This is a genomic window from Caulobacter sp. GW821-FHT09B11 (assembly GCF_059418205.1).
On the sequence record NZ_JBWKPK010000007.1, the window covers coordinates 37,889 to 58,990 of the forward strand.

The following is a 21,102-nucleotide window of genomic DNA, read 5'->3' on the forward strand; positions in this document are numbered from 1 at the left end:
CTACGCCGCCGCGCGCGCCGCATAAGGGTGCGCCGCCCGCAGCGAGGCGTGGCTGAGGCCGGCGGTCTCGGCGGCGGCGAAATAGCCTTCCGCCGGCAGGCCCTGCAGGCTGACCATCGGCGCCAGGCCGCGGGCCTCGCGGCCGAAGGCCATGATGTCGGCGGCGATCTTCTCGGCTGGGCCGCTGAGGTCGCAGGCGTCCAGCGCCAGGCCCGCCAGGCGGGCGTCGCGCAGGTGCTTGAAGGCTTCCTTGTCCGGCGGCACGCGGGCGACGACGCCGCGGGTCAGGGCTTTCAGCAGGCCGACCACTTCCAGCAGGCGGCCGGCGGGCGTGCCGCGGGTCACGTCCACCAGCTCGATCATCACCCCGCCGCGCAGCAGTGCCAGCGACAGGCCCGAGGTGCCGGTCAGCAGGTCGCGGCCGCGCTGGGTGCCCAGGGTGCGGAACGAGGCCGGCAGCACCAGGTCGGGGCGCTCGTTGCCCTGGGCGGCCTTGGCGAAGGCCGCGCCATAGCGCAGCGTCGCCTCGTCGATGAAGGCGATGTCCTTGTCGGCCAGCTTGGTGATCGCCCGCCCGCTGATCGAGCGGCCGGTGCCCAGGTGGGTGACGATCGGCTCGACCCGAATGGCGGTGGTGACGTTGCGGCGCAGGCCGATCACGTGCTCCAGCGCGAAGTCGACCCGCAGGGCCGCGCCGCCGCTGGTGGTGAAGGCCACGGGCGTGCGACGCATCTCGTCGCTGACGTCCATGTCGGTCCGGAACGGCGAGCGTTCGGAGTCGCGGCGCGCGCGGGCGGCCAGAACGACGGACGGATCGATGGTGCGGCAGACGACGCCGCCGGCCTCGACCCCGATCACCGAGCGCACGCCGATGTCGCGCAGCTCGGCCGCGCCCAGCAGGTGGGTCAGCACGTCCTCGAGGATGCGGATGCTGGCGGCCTGGGCCGACAGGCCCTGGTCATTGTGGGTGGCGATCAGGAAGTCGTCCTCGCTGACCCGTCCCCGCAGGTCGGCGCGGTCGAGATGTTCGTTCAGCTTGCGCTCGACATAGGTCCAGACGTCGGTGCGCTTGTGCTCCCACCAGTCGCCGGCCCAGCGACGGATGGCCTTGATGCTGATCACGTTGACCGAGCCGCGACCGATCAGGTCGGAGCTGGCCAGCCGGTTCAGCATCGCCGGCGGCAGGGCCAGGCGTTCGGTCGTGTCGTCCTTGGGAGGCAGGGAGGCGGGCATCGGACCGTGGGATTCGCGGGAGGAGATCAGAGGTTGCCTCGCTCGCCCTTAACCTCCGGTGCAGGAACAGGGTTGAGGTCGTCTTTACCTTGTCTTCAAAGCCTTGCCCGGCAAGGCCCCGCTTGGTTCCGGACGCGTTAATCCTCGGCGATGTCGGGGATGGCGAAACTGACCGGGATCACGCAGCCCTTCTGGCCCCAGACCGAGCGGTCCGGCTTGGCCCTGTACAGCATGCTGCGGGCGGCCAGGCCGAAGGTCTCGACCGGTTGCGCGCCCAGGATCTCGATCGGCCAGACCCGGCCTTCGGGCGTGATGTCGAACTGCAGCAGCGCCCAGCCCTCGACCCGCTCGCGGGCGAACGGGACGGGATAGGCCTTGTCGAGCGAGAGGTTCAGCGCCGCGCGCTCGACGCGGCAGGCGATCTCGGGCCTGGTGATCGGCTTGGTCGGCGTGTGGCCCGGCGCATCTATCGGCCGGGGGCGGGCGGCCTGCACGCCGTAGCAGCCCTTCACCGGCTTGCCCGACTGGAAGCGGGACTCGGCGATCGCGAAGGCGGCCTGGTCGGCCAGCACCGGGTCGCCGCCCTGGGCCGCGATGCGCACGTTGCGCACCACGCCCTCGGCGTCGATGTCGTAAAGCACCCCGGCCCAGGCGCCGGCGAAGTCGCGGTCGTCGAACCGGCGCAGGTCCGGATAGCTGATCAGGGCCGGCGTGCGGCGCGGAGCCTTGCCGCAGTCGCCGCGCGCCGAGAGGGCGTTGCGAACCACCGGCGAGGCCTCGCGCTTGCGGGTCGCGACGATCTCCAGGAGGCTGGCCGTCGTCGCCTTGGCCAGGGGCGTGAAGGTCTGCGGAACCTCGAGGCGACAACCGGTCGCCGCCTGGCCGGGCGCGAAGCGCCAGCGGGCGAAGCTGGCGATCAGGTTCTGGTCGGCCTGCGCGTTCGGAGCCCGGCGGATGTCGATCGGCGCGCCCTTGGCGTCGACCGCGAAGACGAGGGCGCTGGCCGGCTGATCGTCCGACGAGGGCTTCGCGCCGGAAGCGACGTAGTGGACATTGACGTCCGGGTGGAACGGCGCGCTCTCGATCACGCGCACGTCGCGCCCCTCGCAGCGGATCACCGAAGGCGGCGGGCCGTAGGTCTGGATCCGGGTCAGCGGCGCCAGGCTGGCGGGCGTGGGCAGGGGCGGGGTCAGCGGCGGAGGCGACGGCACCGAACCCTTCGGCGCCACCACGCCTTGCGTGACGGCGCCTTGCGCGAGGACGGGCGCGGCGCACAGCGCCAGGGCCATTGCGAGCAGCTTGCGCATACCATCTCCGCGAGAGTCGACGCGGCGACGCTAAGCGCGGCTATTGTCCAAGGTCAAGCGGGCCCGGCGTTCCCAGCTTGGCGTTCAGGGCTGGTCGGCGCATAAGGAGCCCATGACCAAGGTGCTTCTCGTCGCCGTGGGCGGCGCCGCCGGCTCCGTCGCCCGCTATCTCGTGGGAACGGCCGCGCTGCGCTGGATCGGACCGGGCTGGCCCTGGGGCACCCTGACCGTGAACCTGGTCGGCGGCTTCCTGATGGGCATGCTGACCGGCTGGCTGGCTTTCCGCTCGGCCGGCCAGCAGGAAACCTTTCGGGTGCTGCTTGGAACCGGGGTCCTCGGGGGCTTCACCACCTTTTCGGCCTTCTCGCTGGAGACCGCGCTCATGATCGAGAAGCGCGCCTACGGCTCGGCCTTCACCTATACCGCCGTCAGCGTCGTGTTCGCCGTGACGGCCCTTTTCGCGGGCCTTTATCTCGCCCGCAGGATGTTCGCATGAAAGAAGTTCGCACCATCTACGTCGATGGGGGCGAGGACGGGGTCCGCCTCGACCGCTGGTTCAAGCGCCGCTGGCCGCACCTGAACCACGTCCAGCTCAACAAGCTGTTCCGCTCGGGCCAGGTCCGGGTCGATGGCTCGCGGGCCAAGGCCGACACCAAGCTGGCCGCCGGCAGCCAGATCCGCGTGCCGCCGCTGCCCGACGCGCCCGATCCGGCCGACAAGGGCAAGCTGTCGGCGCGCGACATCGCCTACGCCCGCTCGCTGGTGCTCTACGAGGACGAGGACGTCCTGGCGCTCAACAAGCCCGCCGGCCTGGCCGTGCAGGGCGGCACCAAGACCACCAAGCACATCGACAAGCTGCTCAGCGCCTGGGGCGAGGGCGTCAACCGTCCGCGCCTCGTGCACCGCCTCGACCGCGACACCTCCGGCGTCCTGCTGCTGGGCAAGACCCCCAGCGCCGCGGCCCGCCTCTCGGGCGCCTTCGCCAAGCGCAAGGCCCAGAAGACCTATTGGGCCATCGTCGTGGGCAATCCGCACCCGACCGAGGGCGTCATCGAGCTGCACCTGGCCAAGCGCGGCGTCAACGACCGCGAGATCGTCGTGCCCGCCGATCCGAAGGACAAGGACGCCTCGCCGGCCGAGACCGAGTTCGTCACCATCAGCCGCGCCGGCCCGCGCGTCAGCTTCATGGCCCTGCGCCCGCACACCGGCCGCACGCACCAGCTGCGCGCCCACATGAAGGCCATCGGTCACCCGATCCTGGGCGATCCCAAGTACGGCGACGAGAAGTCGGCCCAGCTGTCGGAAGGGCTGAAGCTGCAACTGCACGCCCGCTCGATCCTGCTGCCGCACCCCAGCGCCGGCATGCTGCACATCGAGGCCCCGCTCAGCCCCGAGATGCAGGCCGGCTTCGCCAAGTTCGGCTTCTCCGAGGACGAGGCCGAGCAGAACCCGTTCGCCCGGCGCCAAACCAAGCGGCGATGAACCAAAACCTCGTTCAGCAGGCCTGGGATCTTCTGGGCCGAGGCCAGGCCGACCAGGCCGCCGTCCTGACGGCGGAGGGCGCCGCACGCGCCACCGCCATGCCGGGCCTGCTGATCGTTCACGCCGCCGCCCTCAAGGGCTTGGGGCGTCACGGCGAGGCCCTGCCGTTCAACGAGCGCGCCGCCCGCGCCGCGCCGCAGGACCGGCTGGCCTGGTACAATCTGGCCGCCACCAACGGCGACCTCGGCCGCCAGGCGCAGGCCGAAGCCGCCGTGCGCAAGGCCATGGCCCTGGGCCTCGACGCGCCGGAGGCCTGGCTGGTCCTGGCACGCGCCATCCAGTTCCAGCACCGCTACGACGAGGCCGAGGCCGCCTTCGAGGGCGCGATCGCCCGTCGCGCCGCCTTCGTCGACGCCCACCGCGATCTGGCCCAGCTGCGCTGGATGCGGACGGCCGACCTCGACCACGCGCTGGCGCCGCTGAAGGCCGTGCTGGCCGGCCAGTCCGATCCGCGCCTGCTGCACGTCCAGGCCCTGGTCGAGGAGTTCGCCGGCAAGCTGCCGCAGGCGCTCGACACCCTGCGCGGCGGCCTGCGCCGCCATCCGGGCGACATCCACCTGCTGCTGACCGCCGCCCACGCCGCCGCCGAACTGGGCGACAGCGCCGAGGGCCTGGCCCACGCCCAGGCGGCCGCCCGCCTGGCGCCGAACGCGGCTCCGGTGCTGAAATCCCTGGCCGAGGCCCTGCTGGCGGCGGGCGACGCGGCCGACGCGTCCTCGGTCGCCGGCTCGATCCTGGCGGCCTTTCCCCATGACCAGCACGCTCTGGCCTTGCAGGCCACGGCCTGGCGGATCCTGGGCGATCCCCGCTACGGCGCGCTCTACGACTACGGCGCCTTCGTGCGGCCCTACGTCCTGCCGACGCCCGATGGCTGGCCCGACCTCGACAGCTTCCTGGCCGACCTGCGCGCGCGCCTTGGCCAGATGCACGACCTGGAGGCCCACCCTCTGCAGCAGTCGCTGCGCGGCGGGGCCCAGGTGCAGTCGCTGCATTCCTCGCCCGAGCCGCTGTTCCAGGCCTTCTTCGCCAGCGCCCGCGCCACTGTCGAGCGCTACGCCGCCGAGATCGGCGAGGGGACCGATCCGCTCCGCATCCGCCGCACCGGCGCCGCCGCCATCCAGGGCGGTTGGTCGGTCAGTCTCAAGCCGAACGGCTTCCACACCGACCACGTCCACCCGCAGGGCTGGGTGTCATCGGCCTTCTACATCGACCTGCCGCCGGGCGTGGATGACGCGAGCAAGCGCGAAGGCTGGATCAAGTTCGGCCAGCCCGGCTGCGCCACCGCGCCGAAGCTGGCGGCCGAGCACGCCGTGAAGCCCGCGCCGGGGACCCTGGTGCTGTTTCCATCCTACATGTGGCACGGCACCGTGCCCTTCACCGGCGACACGCGCCGCCTGACCATGGCCTTCGACGCGGTTCCTGGTTAGAGGCGGCTCCTCAGGTCGTTCGTTTCTGATTTTTAAGTCGTCTCCCTCGCCCTTGTGGCGAGGGCCCATGCCGGCGTCCGCTCAAGCCTCGACCGTTCGGCAAAGGTCTGAGCAACTGAACGATGGATCCTGGGCACAAGGCCCAGGAAGGCGACGAAAGGGATAGGGGGAGGTTCGTTACACCAACCCCGTAACCGCCTTGGCCCCCGCGCTATCGGCGAACACCCTGCGTTCCACCGCCGCCCGATCCACCCCGAGGTGGTCGACCAGCACGCCCTTGAACAGGCCGCGCATGTCCAAGGTCGGGGCCACGTCGCGGTTCTCGAACAGGGCCGTCTCCTTCAGCGTCGGCCAGTCGCCGATGATGCCGCCGCCCTTCAGGCCCCCGCCCAGCACCAGGGCGGTCGAGGCCGTGCCGTGGTCGGTGCCGCCGGTGCCGTTGACCCGGGCGGTGCGGCCGAACTCGGTGGCGGCGACCACCACCGTGTCCTTCCAGTCCGGACCCAGGCCTTCGTGCAGGCCGTCGAGCACGGCGTCCAGATAGGCCAGCCGCGTGGCGATCTGGCCGGGCTGGCCGGCGTGGGTGTCGAAGCCGTCCAGCGACAGGGCGGCGATCTGGGGGCCGTCGGCCTGGCGCATGAAGCCGGCCAGGGTGGAGCCCAGCTTGCGCGCCGCCTCGCGGCCCTGGCGGTTGTCGGCGGGACGGCCGCCCGGCGCGTTCATTGGAGGAGCCATGCCGTTCGCGGTAGTTGGGGCAGGGGCCATGGCGGTCATCGCCGCCTGGGCCATGGCCTCGGTCTCCAGCCCGCGCGCGAAGGCTGGGCCCAGCAGCGCGTCGCCCTTGTAGAGATCCTGCAGCAGGGTGGGCAGGCGCGCGGTCTCGTCGACGCCCTTGCCCGGCGACCAGCTGGCCGCCTGCACCGGACCGCGCAGGATCAGCGGCGCGGTGCCGCCCACCGACAGCGCCTCGGTCCTGCCCGGTCCCATCACCTGCAAGGTGCGGTTCAGCCAGCCGCTGTCGGCGCCGTAGACCTTGGCCTCGCCGGTCTCCAGCACGTCCTGGGCCTCGAAGTGCGAGCGGGCGCGGTCGGGCGTGGCGATGGCCGGCGCGATCCGCGCCTGGCCCTTCAGCGCCAGGGCGTGGACGGCGGTCAGCGACGGATGCAGGCCGAAGGTTCCGTCCAGCTTCAGCGCCTCGTCGGGCTTCAGGGCGATGGCCCCGCGCAGGGCGGCGTAGTCCGGGTCGCCCACGGGCGGGGCGACCGACATCCCGTCCATGCCGCCGCGGCAGACCACGACGATCAGCTTCTTGGTCCCGCTTGCGGCATGGGCCTGTCGCCCGACGAAGCTGACGGAAACACCCAGGCTGGCGGCCGCGGCCAGGAACGAACGACGGGACGGGGAGGGAGAGGCAGCGGTCATCGGCGTTGGAACTCCGGACTCATCACCAGCAGGGCGAAGGCTTCGCGGCGGGTCTCGGCGCGGGCGACGGCGCGGGCCGTGGGCTCGCTCAATCGCGCCCCCAGCGCCGAGCGCGCCAGGGCGTCGGGATCGCGGGTGTCGGCGGCGGCCGAGGCGAAGCCCTGCGCCCACTGCATGCGCTTGATCAGGCCGTCGGGCGAGGCCCAGGCCTGCGCCTCCTCGGGCCAGCCCTTGGGCGAGGGCGGGGTGAACGGCTTCTGGTTCAGGCTGGTCAGGATCGGGTTCAGCTTCTCGATCTTCTCCGGCCGGCCGCCGACGGCGCGCCAGGTCGAGACCACGAACTCGTAGGGCGTCTTGATCTTTGCCGCGTCCGGATCCCAGGCCTCCGGGGCCTCGACCAGGGTCTGCGCCACCTCATCCAGCCGCCCGCCGGTGTCCATCCAGCGCTTCTCAAGCCGCGCGACCAGGGCCGGCGGCGGATCGTCGGCGACGAAGTGACGGGCCAGCTTGCCGCAGACGTGGCGGGCCGTGCGCCGGTCGCTGGCCAGCGCCTTCAGCACCGCCAGCCCCTGGCCCTCGCCGTCCTCGGCGTAGCGCGCGCCCAGTATGGTCCGCTGTCCCGGCTCGTGGGCGCCCGCCCGGAACAGGAAGGCCCCGGCGTCCGGATCCTGCGCCCGGCCGATGCTGAAGCCGGTCAGGGCGCGGGCGAACTCGGTGACGTCGGCCTGGGCGTAGCCGCCATCGACGCCGACGGTGTGCAACTCCAGGATCTCGCGGGCCAGGTTCTCGTTCAGCCCGGCCCGCCGATTGTTGCCGCGTCCCGCCGCCCGGCTGGTCGGACCGATCGACTGGGCCTGGTCGAGATAGGTCAGCATCGCCGGATGGGTGCTGGAGGCGACCAGCAGGTCTTCGAAGCGCCCGAACACGTTGGGTCGGATCGCTTCGCGCTCGAACGGCCCGATCATCACCGCCGTCGCTTGCCGGGTCGCCGACACCGTGAAGTGGTTGGCGAAGAACAAGGCCCAGCGCTCGCGAAAGCCGGCCGGGGTGTCGCAGGCCAGCTGGGCGCGGGAGAGGAAGTCGTCGCTGGTCTTGTCGCGCAGATAGCGCTGGGCGTCGACCAGCGGGATCGGCTTCATGCCGTCCTCGCCCTTGACCGCCCGGGCCTCCTGGCGCATGGCGCGCCGCTCCATGCGGTAGTCGGCGAAAGCGGCGAAGCGCGTGGCGGCGCTGTCGCCGTCGCCTTGCGGCAGGTCCGCGCCCTCGCGGCGGATCTGGTCGGTCAGGAAACCCCTGGGATCGCTTCGGGCCGCGTCGATCTCGCCCGGCCGCGCGCCCATCCCGAAACGGGTGGCGGCGAGGGCGGCCATCAGGTCCTTCGAAGGCAGGCTCAAGGCGGCTCTCCCCAAGGTCTAACTTGCGATCCGGCGGGCTATCGCTCATTCAACGCGGCGGCGACGCTCTTGCTTCGCCCCTATCCGAGAAATGAGCCTTTCCCGTGTCCGACAAGCCCGACCTGATCGACAAGCCGCGCCGCTTCTACAAGGCCGCGACCGCCGGCGAGGCCAAGGACGGCGCCTGGCCGGTGCTGCTGGACGGCCGCACGCCCAAGTCGCCGCAGAAAAGGCCGCTGGCCCTGCCGACCCTGGCGCTCGCGCAGGTCGTCGCCGGCGAGTGGGAGGCCCAGGAAAAGGTCATCGACTCCACGGCCATGCCGGCCACGCGCCTGGCCTTCACCGCCATCGACCGTATCGCTGAGACCCGGGCCGAAGTCGCCCGCGAAGTCGCCGCCTATGCCGGCTCGGACCTGCTCTGCTACCGCGCCGACGGCCCCATGCCCCTGATCGAGCGCCAGGAGCGCGAGTGGGGCGCCATGCTCGACTGGGCCAAGGCCGAGCACGGCGTGGCGCTGACGCCGGTCACCGGCATCATCCATGCGCCCCAGCCGCCGGCCACCCTGGCCACGGTCGAGGCCCTGGCCCTGACCCTGGACGACTTCAGCCTGGCGGGCGTGGCCTACGCCGCCGGCCTGCTGGGCTCCACGGTGCTGGCCCTGGCCTTGCGCGCCGGCCGCGTCACCGGCCAGAAGGCGCTGGACCTCTCCCGCCTCGACGAGATCTACCAGGCCGAACAGTGGGGCGACGACCACGAGGCCGTGATCCGCGCCGCCAACCTGGCGATCGAGGCGGCCGCGCTCGAGCGGTGGTTCGCCGCCCTGCGTCGATAGGAATGGGCCGATGAGAACGGGTCGGTGAAGAGCTTCCTCGTCTACATCCTGGCCGCGGCCTGCGAGATCGGCGGCTGCTTTTCCTTCTGGGCCTGGCTGCGGCAGGGGCGCTCGGCGCTGTGGGCCATCCCCGGCGTCCTGGCCCTGGTCGCCTTCGCCTGGCTGCTGACCAAGGTCGAGGCCGACGCGGCGGGCCGGGCCTTCGCGGCCTATGGCGGGATCTACATCCTCTCGTCTATCGTCTGGATGCGGACGGTCGAGCAGGTGCGTCCCGACCGCTGGGACCTCATCGGGGCGGCGGTCTGCCTCGCCGGCGCGGCCATCATCCTCTTTGGGCCGCGCGCCGCCTGAACCCCAAGCCTTGCCAGCCCCGCCGGGGCTCTTTACGCCTTTGGGTTCCAGTCCCTGCTTGGAGCCCACGACCTTGCAACACATCCTCGAAGAGCTGGATCGTCGTCGTGAGCAGGCCCGCGCTGGCGGCGGTGAAAAACGCGTCGCCGCGCAGCACGCCAAGGGCAAGCTGACGGCCCGCGAGCGGATCGACCTGCTGCTGGACGAGGACTCGTTCGAGGAATTCGACATGTTCGTCGAGCATCGAGGGACCGAGTTCGGCATGGCCGAGCAGAAGGTGGCCGGCGACGGGGTGGTCACCGGCTGGGGCACGATCAACGGCAAGGTCGTGTTCGTGTTCTCCAAGGACTTCACGGTGTTCGGCGGCAGCCTGTCGGGGGCGCACGCGGCCAAGATCGTCAAGGTCCAGCGCCAGGCGATGAAGGCCGGCGCCCCGATCATCGGCCTGTTCGACGCCGGCGGGGCGCGCATCCAGGAGGGCGTGGATTCCCTGGCCGGCTATGCCGACATCTTCCTGGAAAACACCCTGGCCAGCGGCGTCATCCCGCAGATCAGCGTGATCATGGGCCCCTGCGCCGGCGGCGACGTCTATTCGCCGGCCATGACCGACTTCATCTTCATGGTGAAGGATACGAGCTACATGTTCGTCACCGGTCCGGACGTGGTCAAGACCGTCACCAACGAGGTGGTCACCGCCGAGGAACTGGGCGGAGCGCGCGTCCATGCGGCGAAATCGGGCGTGGCCGAAGGGGCGTTCGAGAACGACCTGGAAGCCCTCACGCAAGTGCGCCGGCTGATCGACTTCCTGCCCTCGTCCAACCGCGAGAAGGCGCCGATCCGCCCCAGCTTCGACGATCCCCACCGCGCCGAGCCCAGCCTCGACAGCCTGGTCCCGACCGATCCCGGCAAGCCCTACGACATGAAGGAGCTGATCCTCAAAGTCGTCGACGAGGCCGACTTCTTCGAGATCTCGTCCGAGTGGGCCAGGAACATCGTCTGCGGTTTCGCGCGCATGGACGGCCAGACCGTCGGCATCGTCGCCAACCAGCCGCAGGTGCTGGCGGGCGTGCTCGATATCGACAGCTCCAGGAAAGCCGCCCGCTTCGTGCGGTTCTGCGACGCCTTCGAGATCCCGATCGTCACCCTGGTCGACGTGCCGGGCTTCATGCCGGGCACCAAGCAGGAGTACGGCGGGCTGATCAAGCACGGCGCCAAGCTCTTGTTCGCCTATGCCGAGGCCACGGTGCCGAAAGTCACCCTGATCACCCGCAAGGCCTATGGCGGGGCCTATGACGTGATGAGCTCCAAGCACCTGCGCGGCGACGTCAACTACGCCTGGCCGACCGCCGAGATCGCGGTGATGGGGGCCAAGGGGGCGGTCGAGATCATCTTCCGCCAGGAGGCCAAGGATCCGCAGGCCCTGGCCGCCCGCGAGGCCGAATACAAGGACCGCTTCGCCAACCCGTTCGTGGCCGCGAGCCGTGGCTATGTCGACGACGTCATCATGCCCCACGGCACCCGCAAGCGCATCGTCCGGGCCCTGCATTCGCTGAAGGGCAAGGTGCTGACCAATCCGGCCAAGAAGCACGACAACATTCCGCTGTGACCAAGGGCGGGACGCGAGATGCTCCCCCTCTGGGGGAGCTGTCGCGAAGCGACTGAGGGGGAAGGGAGCCTTCCTTGCTCTCAAATCCATAAAATCCCCGCGAAGGCGGGGACCCAGGCTTTTTCTGAAGCCCCGAGCGCTCGACGATAAAACACCTGGGTCCCCGCTTTCGGGGGAATTTACGGGAGGGGTGCTCCGCCTCTCAGCAGCAACTTCCCCCTCCGGCCCTTCGGGCCACCTCCCCCTACAGGGGGAGGGTCTGATCACACCCGCAACCGCGCCTCGGCCAGGTCGATCTCCCGCGTCAGCCTGGCCTGCGCCTCGCCGTCCACCGCCCGCTGGCGAACAAGCCCGTGCAGCGCCTGCCGCTCGGCCTGCAGGGCCACCAGCCGCACGTCCTTCTCGAAGCCCCGCCCGCGACGGGCCGCCAGGGCCGCTTCGCCGGTCTGGGCCAGGCCGTCGAGGCGGTCGCGATAGATATCGACCACCCGCGCCGAGGCGGTCTGGAAGTCGGCGTCCGAGGCGTGGGGCGAGGCGGCCTGCATCTGTTCGACGGCCTGGACGGCGGCGATGGCCAGGGCCTCGCGGGCGCGCTCGGCCTGCTCATGGCTGGCGGTGTCGGGCGGTAGCTGCAGGTTCTTCATCAGCAGGGGCAGGGCGGTCGCCGAGATCAGCAGCGAAAGCACGATGACGCCGGCCGCCAGGAAGATGGCCAGGTCCCGGGCCGGGAAGGCCTCGCCCGAGGCGGTGACCAGCGGCAGGGTCAGCACGCCGGCCAGGGTGATGGCCCCGCGCGCCCCGGCGCAGGCGGTGGCGGCGATGATCTTCCAGTCGGGGCTGGACCGCTCGTCGCCCCGGCGCTTGGCGCGCAGCAGGGTCAGCTTCAGCGAGCCCCACACCCAGGCGAAGCGCAGCGCGCCGAGACTCAGGGTGATGGCGACCACATAGACGCCCAGCCACCAGGGTTCGTGGTGGCCGGTGGTCTGCGCGGTCTCGACCGCCCCGGCCAGGATCGACGGCAACTGCTCGCCCAGAAGCACGAAGATCACGCCGTTGGCGGTGAACTGCAGGGTGTCCCAGACCATGTTGCGGCGGACGCGGGTGGCGGCCACGGTCTGGCGGGCGACCTCCGAGAAGCTCATCGCCACCCCGGCGGCGACAGCGGCCAGGATGCCCGAGGCGTGCACCCGCTCGGCCAGCAGATAGGCGGCGAACGGGATCAGCAGGCTGATCAGGGTCTGGGGACCGGCGTCCTCGGCGCCCGCCCGGCTCAGCCAGGCGTTCAGCGTGGTCACCACCAGGGTGGTGGCGACGCCGACCACGATCCCGGCCAGGGCCACCCAGGCGAAGTTCAGCACCGCCTCGTGCAGCACGAAACTGCCGGTCAGGGCCGCGGCGATGGCGAAGCGCAGGCAGACCAGACCCGAGGCGTCGTTGAGCAGCGACTCCCCCTCCAGGATGTGCATCAGCCGCTTGGGGATCGGCACCCGCTGGGCGATGGCCGACACCGCGATCGGGTCGGTGGGCGAGATCACCGCCGCCAGGGCGAAGGCCACGGCCAGCGGCATGGCCGGGATCATCCAGTGGATCAGGAACCCTGCCCCGACCACGGTCAGCACGACCAGGCCCAGAGCCAGCTCCAGGATCACCGGCAAGTCCTTGAAGAACTCGTCCTTGGGAATCCGCCAGCCGTCGAGGAACAGCAGCGGCGGCAGGAAAAGCAGGAAGAAGAGATGCGGATCGAGCGAGACCGGCGTCTTGGTGACCAGGGCGATCAGCGCGCCCAGACCGATCTGCACCAGGGGCGCGGGAACGGCCAGCGGCAGGAACCGGGCGGCCGCGCCGCTCAGGACGACGGCGGCCAGCAGGGCCAGAACGATCTCGACAGTCTCCACGCTTTACCTCGTCACCGTTGGGGTCGAGGTTACCGTAGGGTGATGCGTCCGACGGCGCGACCCACAAACCTCGCCCCCCGGGCGAGCCGGGGAGCGAGGGTCTTCAGGGCGTCAGGCGTCGACCGGCTCGCGCGCGGTGGTCGTCGCGCCGAGGCCGGCGCTGATCGCCTGGGCGTAGTCGGCCGGGGTCGGCTGGCCGCCGCCACTGGCTTCGGTCGACCAGATGCCGCCGCTGTTCCACAGGAAGCCGCCGGTGACGCCGGTTCCCGCCGACTGGGCGAAGGCCTGCTCGATGTAGCTGGGATCGCCGCCGTCGGCGCCTTCCACCGCATAGCCGGGCACGATGAACGCGCCGGGGTTGGTCACGCCGGTGTTCGGTGTTCCCTGCACGGCCGCGATCCAGTCGCTCGGCGTGTTGCCGGCGCCGCCCGCATAGCACTGCAGGTTCATCCACTTGACGATCTGGGACTGGCCGTTCTGGGCGTAGACCGCGCTCAGCGCGCCGGTCCAGAAGTCGGTGGCGGTGTAGGGGCAGTAGGTGGCGTAGAGGTCCAGCGACCCGACGTCGAGCGTCAGGGTGACGATCATGTTCTGCTCGTCGTTGGTGTAGCCGGTCTCGGACTCGTAGTCGAAATCGACGCCGCTGACCCCGAAGGCCGACTTCAGCGCCGCCAGGTTGGTCTTCACCGCGTCGCGCGAGCCCAGCCAGGCGGTGAAGTCGCTGGTGGTGCCCCAGGCGCCGACCGAGACGATCAGGTCGCGCACGCTGCCGCCGGTCATCAGCGCCTTGATCAGCTCGGGGAAGTCGGGATTGACACCGCTCTTGCCGTCGGTGGCGTACTGAATCTGGCCGTTCTGCACGAACAGCGTGTCGTTCAGATAGAGGTCGCCGCCCGCATGGATGTGGATCGACCACAGGATCACGGTGGTGACGCCCTGGTTCAGCTGCGCCGCCTGTTCGGCATAGGGCACGGGCGGGGTGGGATAGCCGTCCTGGAACAGGCCGTTGCCGTAGATGGCGATGGGATAGGCCGACATGACGTTGCCTCCGGCTCGGAATGAGCGGGCGCACGCTAGTTCGCGTAACAACCTGGGAGTGTGAATTTTCTCACCTTCTCCAAGAGTTGATATGGCCAAGCTCCCTACAGGTCGAACCGCACCCCCTGGGCCAGGGGCAGGGCGCCGGAATAGTTCACCGTCGCGGTCTGGCGGCGCATGTACTGCTTCCAGCTGTCGGAGCCGCTCTCGCGCCCGCCGCCGGTCTCCTTCTCGCCGCCGAACGCTCCGCCGATCTCGGCGCCCGACGGGCCGATATTGACGTTGGCGATGCCGCAGTCGCTGCCCCAGGGGCTGAGGAACCCCTCGGCCTCGCGCACGTCGTTGGTCATCACGCAGGACGACAGGCCCTGGGGGACGTCGTTCTGGATCGCCACCGCCTCGTCGAACTCGGCGTAGGGCACGATGTAGAGCAGCGGCGCGAAGGTCTCGCGGGCCATGCCGGCCGTCGGCGCGGGCAGGCGGGCGACGGCGGGGCGGACGTAGAAGGCTTCCGGCGCGTCGGCCTCGCGCAGGCGTTTGCCGCCGACCACCTGCGCGCCGTCGGCTCGAGCCTGGTCGAGGGCGTGGACGAAGGCCTCGTAGGATCCCTTGTCGACCAGCGGTCCCAGCAGCACCCCGTCCTGGCGCGGATCGCCGGCCGGCAGGCGCTCGAAGGCGGCGGCGACGGCGTCGCTCACCTTGTCGACCAGGCTCTCGTGCACGATCAGCCGGCGCAGCGAAGTGCAGCGCTGGCCGGCCGTGCCGGCGGCCGAGAACACGATGGCGCGCAGGGCCAGGGAGAGGTCGGCGCTGGGCGTGACGATCATGGCGTTGTTGCCGCCCAACTCCAGGATCGAGCGACCGAAGCGCTCGGCCACCAGTGGGGCGACGGCCTTGCCCATGCGGGTCGAGCCGGTGGCGCTGACCAGCGGGATGCGCGGGTCGCGGGCCAGACGTTCGCCGGCGTCGCGGCCACCCAGCACCACGCTCGTCAGGCCCGTCGGCGCCTCGTCGCCGAAGCGGGCCAGCGCTCGTTCCAGCAAGGCCTGGGTCGCCAGGGCGGTCAGCGGCGTCTTCTCCGACGGCTTCCACACCACCGGGTCGCCACAGACCAGGGCCAGGCACGCGTTCCAGGCCCAGACCGCGACCGGGAAGTTGAAGGCGCTGATCACCGCCACGGGCCCCAGCGGATGCCAGGTCTCGCGCATGGCGTGGCCGGGGCGCTCCGAGGCGATCGTCAGGCCGTGCAGCTGTCGCGACAGGCCGACGGCGAAGTCGCAGATGTCGATCATCTCCTGCACCTCGCCGGCGCCTTCGGAAGCGATCTTGCCGGCCTCCAGCGTCACCAGGGCGGCGAGGTCGGCCTTGGCGGCCCGCAGCTCCTCGCCGAACAGCCGCACCAGCTCGCCCCGGCGCGGAGCGGGAACGCAGCGCCAGGACAGGAAGGCCCGCGCCGCGCCGGCGACCTTGGCCTCGATGGCCTTGGCGTCGTCGAAGGCGACATGGGCCAGCACTTGGCCGTCGATCGGCGAGCGCACCGCGCTTCCGCCGTCGGCGGACAGTCCATCGACCCCAAGGCGGGCCAGGATTTCGCGGGCGTGAGCGGCGGGGGAGGGGAGCAGTGTCGACATGCCCCATGGACGCGCCCCTCGGGCGTCGGGTCAAGACCCGCCTACCGCAACCCGCTTGGGTTGACGCAGCGGCGGGGCGCCGTCAAATGAATCGCCCACGACGGGGTGGATGCGTACGGCGCGACTCGCGAGATGGACGACCAGGGCACGTTGCAACAGGTCCAACAGGGACTTCCGACCAGGGTCGAAGCCTTGCGGGCGCGCGTCGATCGCCGCCTGGCCGAACTGGCGCCTGCGCTGGGCACGGCGCCCGATCGCCTGGTCGAGGCTGTGCGCTATTCGCTGCTGGCGCCGGGCAAGCGCTTTCGTCCGATGCTGGTGCTGCTGGCGGCCGAGGCTTTCGGCGCCAATGAAAGCGCGGCGCTCGACGCGGCCTGCGCCTTCGAGATGATCCACGCCGCCTCGCTGGTGCTCGACGACCTGCCGGCCATGGACGACGCGGGCCTGCGCCGCGGCCTGCCGACCATCCATCGCGCCTTCGACGAGGCCACGGCCATCCTGGCGGGCGTCGGTCTGCTGAACCAGGCCTACGCCGTCATCGCCGCCGACAAGGCGCTGCCTGGCGAGCTGCGCGCCGAGATCGTGGCGCGCGCCGCCGAGGCCGTCGGCTTCATAGGCCTGGTCGCCGGCCAGGCCCGCGACCTGCTCGACCGCGACCAGCTGCGCGACATGGCCGCCATCGATCGTCTGAACCATGAGAAGACCGGCGTGCTGATTATCGCCGCCGCCCAGGTTGGGGCCCTGATCGGCGGCGCCGACGCCGCGGCCGTCGAACAGGTGGGCGAGTTCGCCCGCCGGGTGGGCCTGGCCTTCCAGATCCGCGACGACATCATCGACGCCGAGGGTTCCGTCGAGGCCGCCGGCAAGGATGTCGGCAAGGACGCCTCGATGACCACGGCCGTCTCGCGCCTGGGCCTGGCCGGCGCCCGCGCTGCCATGGAGGAGCACCTCTCCGCAGCCGAGGCCGCCCTGGCCTGCGCCGGCGGCGGCGGACTGCTGGGTCCCTACGCCGGCCGGCTGTTCGCCGCGCGCAAGGCGGCGGCGTGATCCCAGACCCTATTCTGGTTGCTGAAGGCGTCGTGCGTTCCTACGGCCAGCGCCGGGTGCTGAAGGGCGTCGACCTTACCCTGCATCCGGGCGAGATCTACGCCCTGCTGGGTCATAACGGCGCCGGCAAAACCACCCTGGTGCGCGCCATCTGCGGTCGCTTGAAGCCCGACGCCGGGACCGTGCGCCTCAACGGCGCCGACCCGGCCCGCACCCCCGCCGCCCGTGCGGGCCTGGGCCTCGTGCCGCAGGAGATCGCCCTCTACGCCAACCTGTCAGTGCGCGAGAACATCGAGACCTTCGCCGTCCTGGCCGGGGTGCCGCGCGCTGGCATCCCCGCCGCCGTGCGCCGGGCCATGGAGCTGACCCGCACGCTGGAACGCGCCGACGCCCCGGTCCGCACCCTGTCGGGCGGCTTCCAGCGCCGCGCCAACATCGCCGCCGCAATCGTCCACCAGCCGACCCTGCTGATCCTCGACGAGCCGACGGTCGGGGTCGACATCGACGCCCGCGAGGCGGTGGACGCGGTGATCCGCGACCTGCGCGACCTGGGCGTCGCCGTGCTGATCGTCACCCACGACCTCGACCAGGCCGGGGCCCTGGCTGACCGCGTCGGCTTCCTGCGTGACGGGTCGATGGTGCTGGAGGGCGAGCCCCGCGCCCTGGTCGCCGAGGCCTATGGCGACCAGATGGAGATCCTGGTCCACCTGTCCGAAGGCCTCGACACCGCCGGCGAGATCCGCCTGGCCGCCGAGGGTCTGGAGCCGACCCGCCGTCCGGGCGTCTGGACCCGCCTCGACTCCGGCGGCTACGCGGCGGCCGGGCGCCTGGACGCCCGCCTGCGCAAGCTGGGTCTGGCCCCGCGCGAGATCCGCGTGCGCGAGCCGTCGTTGGCCAACCTCTTCACCCTCGTCGCCGACCGGAAAGCCGCATGAAGATGCGGATCGCGATGGCGCTGGCCATGATGCGGGTGATGGCGCTTGAGCTGTGGCGCGACCGCGCGGCCCTGGTCATGACCTTCCTGCTGCCGCCGCTGGTGTTCCTGATCTTCTCGTCGGTGTTCGCCGGGACCTCGGGCGACAATCTCCAACCGAAACTGGCCGTCGCGGATCTGGCCAAGACCGACGCCTCGCGCCGGGTCGCCGCCGCCCTGCTCAAGAGCCCCGACCTTCGCGCCGAGACCGCGCCCGACGCGGCCGTCGTGCGCTCGCGGGTCAAGTCCGGCCAGGTGGACGCCGGCCTCGTCATCCGCGCCGACCCCGCCCAGCCGGGCAGGCCGTTCCTGATCGTCGCCGATCCTTCCCGGGCCGTGGCCGCGCCCCTGGCCCAGGCTCGCACCCAGCAGGCCCTGGCCGCCGCCGCCCCCGACGCGGCTCTGCGCCGTTCGGTCGAGGCCCTGACGCCGGCGCTCGGTGAACTCTCGCCCGTCCAGTCCGCCCGCATCGACGCCGCCGCCGCCGAACTTCGTCGCAAGCCGCCGGCGCTGAAGGAGGACCTCTTCGACCGCGAAGAGGTGGCCGGCGCCCGCAAGGGCGGGGCGGTGATCGCCTATTACGCTGGGGCGGTGATGATCCTGTTCGCCTTGTTCTCGGCCATGCAGGGGGCGCTGTCGCTGATGGAGGAGCGCCGGGCCGGCGTCGCCGACCGCCTGCTGGCGGGCGTGGCCGGCATGGGCCCGGTGGTCACCGGCAAGTTCCTGTTCCTGACCGCCCAGGCGGTGGTGCAGGCCGTGATGATCTTCGTGGTCGCGCAAGGCGTCTACGGCGTCGAGGCCGCCCAGCATTTCCTGCTCTGGCTGCCGACCACCCTGGCGGCCGGCGTCTGCTCGGCGGGCCTGGCGCTGGGCCTCGTCTCGCTGTGCCGCACGCGCGACCAGGCCCAGATGCTGTCGACCTTCGTGATCCTGGTGCTGGCCGCGATCGGCGGCAGCATGGCTCCGCGCTTCCTCATGCCCGCCTGGCTGCAGAGCCTGGGCTGGCTGACGCCCCACGCCTGGGTCATCGACGCCTACCAGGCCGTGCTCTGGCGCGACGGCGGGATCGCGTCGGTGTATAAGGCCTGGATCGTGCTGGTCGCCATCGGCGCGACGGGGCTGGGCGTCGCCCAGGCGCTGTCGCGCGATCCGCAGCGCTAGTTGAGCCAGGACAAGGACGAGCCCGCAGAAGCCTGATCCGATCAGGCGGCGGTCTCCAGAGTAGGAAAGCGATGGTCACCTTCGGACTTCAGGTCGCCCTGTTCCTGGCCGCCTTCGCCTTCATGGAAGGCTTCGCCTGGTTCACCCACAAGTACGTCATGCACGGCTTTCTGTGGGTCTGGCACCGTTCGCACCACGAGCCTCGCCACGGCGCCTTCGAGCTGAACGACCTCTTCGCGGTGGTCTTCGCCGCCCCGGCCATCGTCGCCATCTGGTTCGGGACCAACGGCGGCCTGCCATGGCTGCTGCCCGTGGGCCTAGGGGTCACAGCCTATGGCGCGGTCTATTTCATCTTCCACGACGGCATGGTGCACCAGCGCTTCAAGGTTCCGCTCGGCAAGTCGGCCTACTGGAAGCGCCTGATCCAGGCCCATCGCATCCATCACGCGGTGCACTCCAAGGAAGGCGCGGTGTCGTTCGGCTTCCTGCTGGCCAGGCCCATCCGCGAACTGAAGGCCAAGCTGCGGGCGCGGGGCGTCCAGGCTTAGGTTCTAGCCACCAAGCTTTCGTCATCCCGGAAAGCCCGAAGGGCTTATCCGGGACCCAGGGGGACTGGGCGCGGCGTCTGGGTTCGCCGCCCCGGCGTTGGCGAATGCACTGCGGCGGCCCCTGGGTTCCGGCTCTCCGCTTCGCTCCGGCCGGGATGACGAGCAAAAGAAAGGGGCGGCAAGCAAGCCTGCCGCCCCATCGTCTTCACAAGGTCGAAGCGCCTTACTCCGCCCCGCCGGCCTTGCGGTAGTCCAGCGGCGGCTTGCGATCGCCGACCATGGCCTTGTACTGGAAGCCGTCGCCGCGGCGGCTGTTCAGCTCGGCCTTGGCGTCGGCGATCAGCTTGGGGTTCATGAACAGCTGCGCACCGGTGATCGACAGGGTCTTGGCCGCCACGGCCGCGCCCTTGAGGCCGATCGACGAGCCCGCCGCCGCCACGTTCTGCCAGCTGTGGCCGGCCGAGCCCGGCACGAAGGTCGCCGTCGACAGGCCCACGGTCGGGGTCACCCACGAGATGTCCGACACGTCGGTCGAGCCGCCCACGCCGCCGGTCATGTCGGCCGGGGCGTAGGACTCGATCTTGCCCACCGAGGCCAGGTCGCCGCCGCCGTTGGTCAGGCTCTTGGCCAGGGTCTTGGCGAATTCGGTCTCTTCGGCCGTCCAGGTGATCCCGCCGACGCTGACCAGGCTGTCGTTCATCACCTTGCCCAGCACGTCGTTGGGCAGAAGGTTGTAGACGCCGCCGGTCTGCTCGAACTCGACGCTGGTCTCGGTGGCCATGGCCGCGCCCTGCGCCGCCTTCTTGACGCGGTCCATGACGCTGACCACGACCTTCGGGTCGCTGTTGCGGACGTAGTAATAGACCTCGGCGAAGTCGGGCACGACGTTGGGGGCCTTGCCGCCGTTGGTGATCACGTAGTGGATCCGCGTGCCGTCCGGAATGTGCTCGCGCATGAAGTTGGCGGCGGTGTCCAGCACCTCGACGCCGTCCAGCGCCGAACGACCGGCCCACGGCGCGCCCGAGGCGTGCGAGGACTTGCCGCGGAAGCGGAACTTGCCGCTGATATTGGCCATCGAGGTGCCCTGGCGGGCCGAGTTCTCGTTGCCCGGGTGCCAGTGCAGGGTCACGTCGACGTCGTCGAACAGGCCCTCGCGCACCATGTAGACCTTGCCCGAACCGCCTTCTTCGGCCGGCGTGCCGTAGACGCGGATCTCGCCCTGCACCTTGTTCTGGATCATCCACTGCTTGAGGGCGACCGCGCCGGCCACCGAGGCCGCGCCGAACAGGTTGTGGCCGCAGCCGTGGCCGTTGTCGGCGCCTTCGCGCGGGGTCTTGGTCGGCACGGCGGCCTGCGACAGGCCCGGCAGGGCGTCGAACTCGGCCAGCACCGCGATCACCGGACCCTTGCCCTGCTTGAAGCTGGCGACGAAGGCGGTCGGCTCGTCGGCGACCCCGGCCTTCACCTCGAAGCCCGCGGCCTTCAACTGGTCTTGCAGCACCACCGTGCTCTTGGCCTCCAGGTAGCCGAGCTCGGCATAGTCCCAGATCTTCAGGGCCGCCTCGTTCATCTGCGGGGTGTAGGCGTCGACGTTCGCCTTCAACTGGGTCTTCTGGGCGGCGCTCAGCGGCGCGGCCATGGCGCTCGACGCCATCAGCGCGCAAACCAAGCCTGCGGCGGCGGTCTTGAAGATC

At 70.9% G+C, this 21,102-nt stretch carries 19 protein-coding genes; 10 read left to right on the forward strand and 9 right to left on the reverse strand.

Features of this window, described 5'->3' with window-relative positions:
* Together AC07N1_RS06795 and AC07N1_RS06800 are read right to left on the reverse strand one after the other, a co-directional pair.
* A complete protein-coding gene (locus tag AC07N1_RS06795) occupies positions 1 to 1,233 on the reverse strand; it encodes a hypothetical protein (protein WP_494671106.1) in 1,233 nt (410 codons plus the stop codon).
* Between the two features lie 137 nt (positions 1,234 to 1,370).
* On the reverse strand, positions 1,371 to 2,540 hold the full coding sequence (locus AC07N1_RS06800) for a hypothetical protein (protein WP_494671107.1): 1,170 nt from the start codon (positions 2,538 to 2,540) through the stop codon (positions 1,371 to 1,373).
* Positions 2,541 to 2,652: 112 nt separating this feature from the next.
* Between AC07N1_RS06800 and crcB the strand changes: the two genes are divergently transcribed.
* From crcB to AC07N1_RS06815, 3 genes are read left to right on the forward strand one after another with little or no spacing between them, the layout of a single operon-like run.
* Positions 2,653 to 3,036, forward strand: a complete 384-nt coding sequence (gene crcB / locus AC07N1_RS06805) for a fluoride efflux transporter CrcB (RefSeq protein ID WP_110118190.1) — start codon at positions 2,653 to 2,655, stop codon at positions 3,034 to 3,036.
* Positions 3,033 to 4,022, forward strand: a complete 990-nt coding sequence (locus AC07N1_RS06810; protein ID WP_110118191.1) for an RluA family pseudouridine synthase — start codon at positions 3,033 to 3,035, stop codon at positions 4,020 to 4,022. The genes crcB and AC07N1_RS06810 overlap by 4 nt, the downstream gene beginning before the upstream one ends.
* A complete protein-coding gene (locus AC07N1_RS06815) occupies positions 4,019 to 5,509 on the forward strand; it encodes a 2OG-Fe(II) oxygenase family protein (RefSeq protein WP_494671108.1) in 1,491 nt (496 codons plus the stop codon). Before AC07N1_RS06810 ends, AC07N1_RS06815 begins: the two co-directional genes overlap by 4 nt.
* 177 nt (positions 5,510 to 5,686) lie before the next feature.
* Here the strand turns inward: AC07N1_RS06815 and AC07N1_RS06820 are convergent, their stop codons facing one another.
* Complete coding sequence (locus AC07N1_RS06820; protein WP_494671109.1) at positions 5,687 to 6,931, reverse strand: DUF1501 domain-containing protein; 1,245 nt, start codon at positions 6,929 to 6,931, stop codon at positions 5,687 to 5,689.
* A complete protein-coding gene (locus AC07N1_RS06825) occupies positions 6,928 to 8,325 on the reverse strand; it encodes a DUF1800 domain-containing protein (RefSeq protein ID WP_494671110.1) in 1,398 nt (465 codons plus the stop codon). Before AC07N1_RS06825 ends, AC07N1_RS06820 begins: the two co-directional genes overlap by 4 nt.
* A gap of 104 nt (positions 8,326 to 8,429) precedes the next feature.
* Between AC07N1_RS06825 and AC07N1_RS06830 the strand changes: the two genes are divergently transcribed.
* The 3 genes from AC07N1_RS06830 to AC07N1_RS06840 all read left to right on the forward strand — a co-directional run bounded on the left by AC07N1_RS06830 (position 8,430) and on the right by AC07N1_RS06840 (position 11,115).
* On the forward strand, positions 8,430 to 9,158 hold the full coding sequence (locus AC07N1_RS06830) for an ATP12 family chaperone protein (protein ID WP_494671111.1): 729 nt from the start codon (positions 8,430 to 8,432) through the stop codon (positions 9,156 to 9,158).
* 24 nt (positions 9,159 to 9,182) lie between these two features.
* Positions 9,183 to 9,509, forward strand: a complete 327-nt coding sequence (locus AC07N1_RS06835) for a YnfA family protein (RefSeq protein WP_494671112.1) — start codon at positions 9,183 to 9,185, stop codon at positions 9,507 to 9,509.
* Between the two features lie 73 nt (positions 9,510 to 9,582).
* Positions 9,583 to 11,115, forward strand: a complete 1,533-nt coding sequence (locus tag AC07N1_RS06840) for an acyl-CoA carboxylase subunit beta (RefSeq protein ID WP_494671113.1) — start codon at positions 9,583 to 9,585, stop codon at positions 11,113 to 11,115.
* Between the two features lie 263 nt (positions 11,116 to 11,378).
* Here AC07N1_RS06840 and AC07N1_RS06845 read toward each other — a convergent pair whose 3' ends face one another.
* The 3 genes from AC07N1_RS06845 to amaB form a co-directional block, all read right to left on the reverse strand.
* Positions 11,379 to 13,010, reverse strand: coding sequence for a Na+/H+ antiporter (locus AC07N1_RS06845; RefSeq protein ID WP_494671114.1), 1,632 nt, complete (start codon positions 13,008 to 13,010; stop codon positions 11,379 to 11,381).
* Positions 13,011 to 13,121: 111 nt separating this feature from the next.
* Entirely contained in the window at positions 13,122 to 14,048 is a 927-nt protein-coding gene (locus AC07N1_RS06850; protein ID WP_494671115.1) for a hypothetical protein, read from the reverse strand.
* Between the two features lie 104 nt (positions 14,049 to 14,152).
* A complete protein-coding gene (amaB, locus tag AC07N1_RS06855; protein WP_494671116.1) occupies positions 14,153 to 15,679 on the reverse strand; it encodes an L-piperidine-6-carboxylate dehydrogenase in 1,527 nt (508 codons plus the stop codon).
* Between the two features lie 192 nt (positions 15,680 to 15,871).
* Here amaB and AC07N1_RS06860 point away from each other — a divergent pair, with 192 nt between their 5' ends.
* The 4 genes from AC07N1_RS06860 (at position 15,872) to AC07N1_RS06875 (ending at position 19,408) form a co-directional block, all read left to right on the forward strand.
* A complete protein-coding gene (locus tag AC07N1_RS06860) occupies positions 15,872 to 16,726 on the forward strand; it encodes a polyprenyl synthetase family protein (protein WP_494671117.1) in 855 nt (284 codons plus the stop codon).
* Between the two features lie 32 nt (positions 16,727 to 16,758).
* Complete coding sequence (locus AC07N1_RS06865) at positions 16,759 to 17,661, forward strand: ABC transporter ATP-binding protein (protein WP_494671118.1); 903 nt, start codon at positions 16,759 to 16,761, stop codon at positions 17,659 to 17,661.
* Positions 17,658 to 18,860 carry an ABC transporter permease gene (locus AC07N1_RS06870; RefSeq protein WP_494671119.1) on the forward strand — a complete coding sequence of 401 codons (1,203 nt, stop codon included), beginning with the start codon at positions 17,658 to 17,660 and terminating at the stop codon, positions 18,858 to 18,860. Before AC07N1_RS06865 ends, AC07N1_RS06870 begins: the two co-directional genes overlap by 4 nt.
* Before the next feature lie 71 nt (positions 18,861 to 18,931).
* Positions 18,932 to 19,408: a sterol desaturase family protein gene (locus tag AC07N1_RS06875; RefSeq protein WP_494671120.1), complete on the forward strand. Its 477-nt coding sequence runs from the start codon at positions 18,932 to 18,934 to the stop codon at positions 19,406 to 19,408.
* A gap of 44 nt (positions 19,409 to 19,452) precedes the next feature.
* Here AC07N1_RS06875 and AC07N1_RS06880 read toward each other — a convergent pair whose 3' ends face one another.
* Both AC07N1_RS06880 and AC07N1_RS06885 read right to left on the reverse strand, forming a co-directional pair.
* The gene (locus AC07N1_RS06880; protein ID WP_494671233.1) at positions 19,453 to 19,608 is read right to left on the reverse strand and encodes a hypothetical protein; all 156 of its coding nucleotides are present in this window, start codon (positions 19,606 to 19,608) and stop codon (positions 19,453 to 19,455) included.
* Positions 19,609 to 19,631: 23 nt separating this feature from the next.
* Positions 19,632 to 21,062 (reverse strand): amidohydrolase, encoded by a 1,431-nt coding sequence (locus AC07N1_RS06885; protein ID WP_494671234.1) that lies wholly within the window; start codon positions 21,060 to 21,062, stop codon positions 19,632 to 19,634.
* Positions 21,063 to 21,102 lie beyond the last annotated feature (40 nt).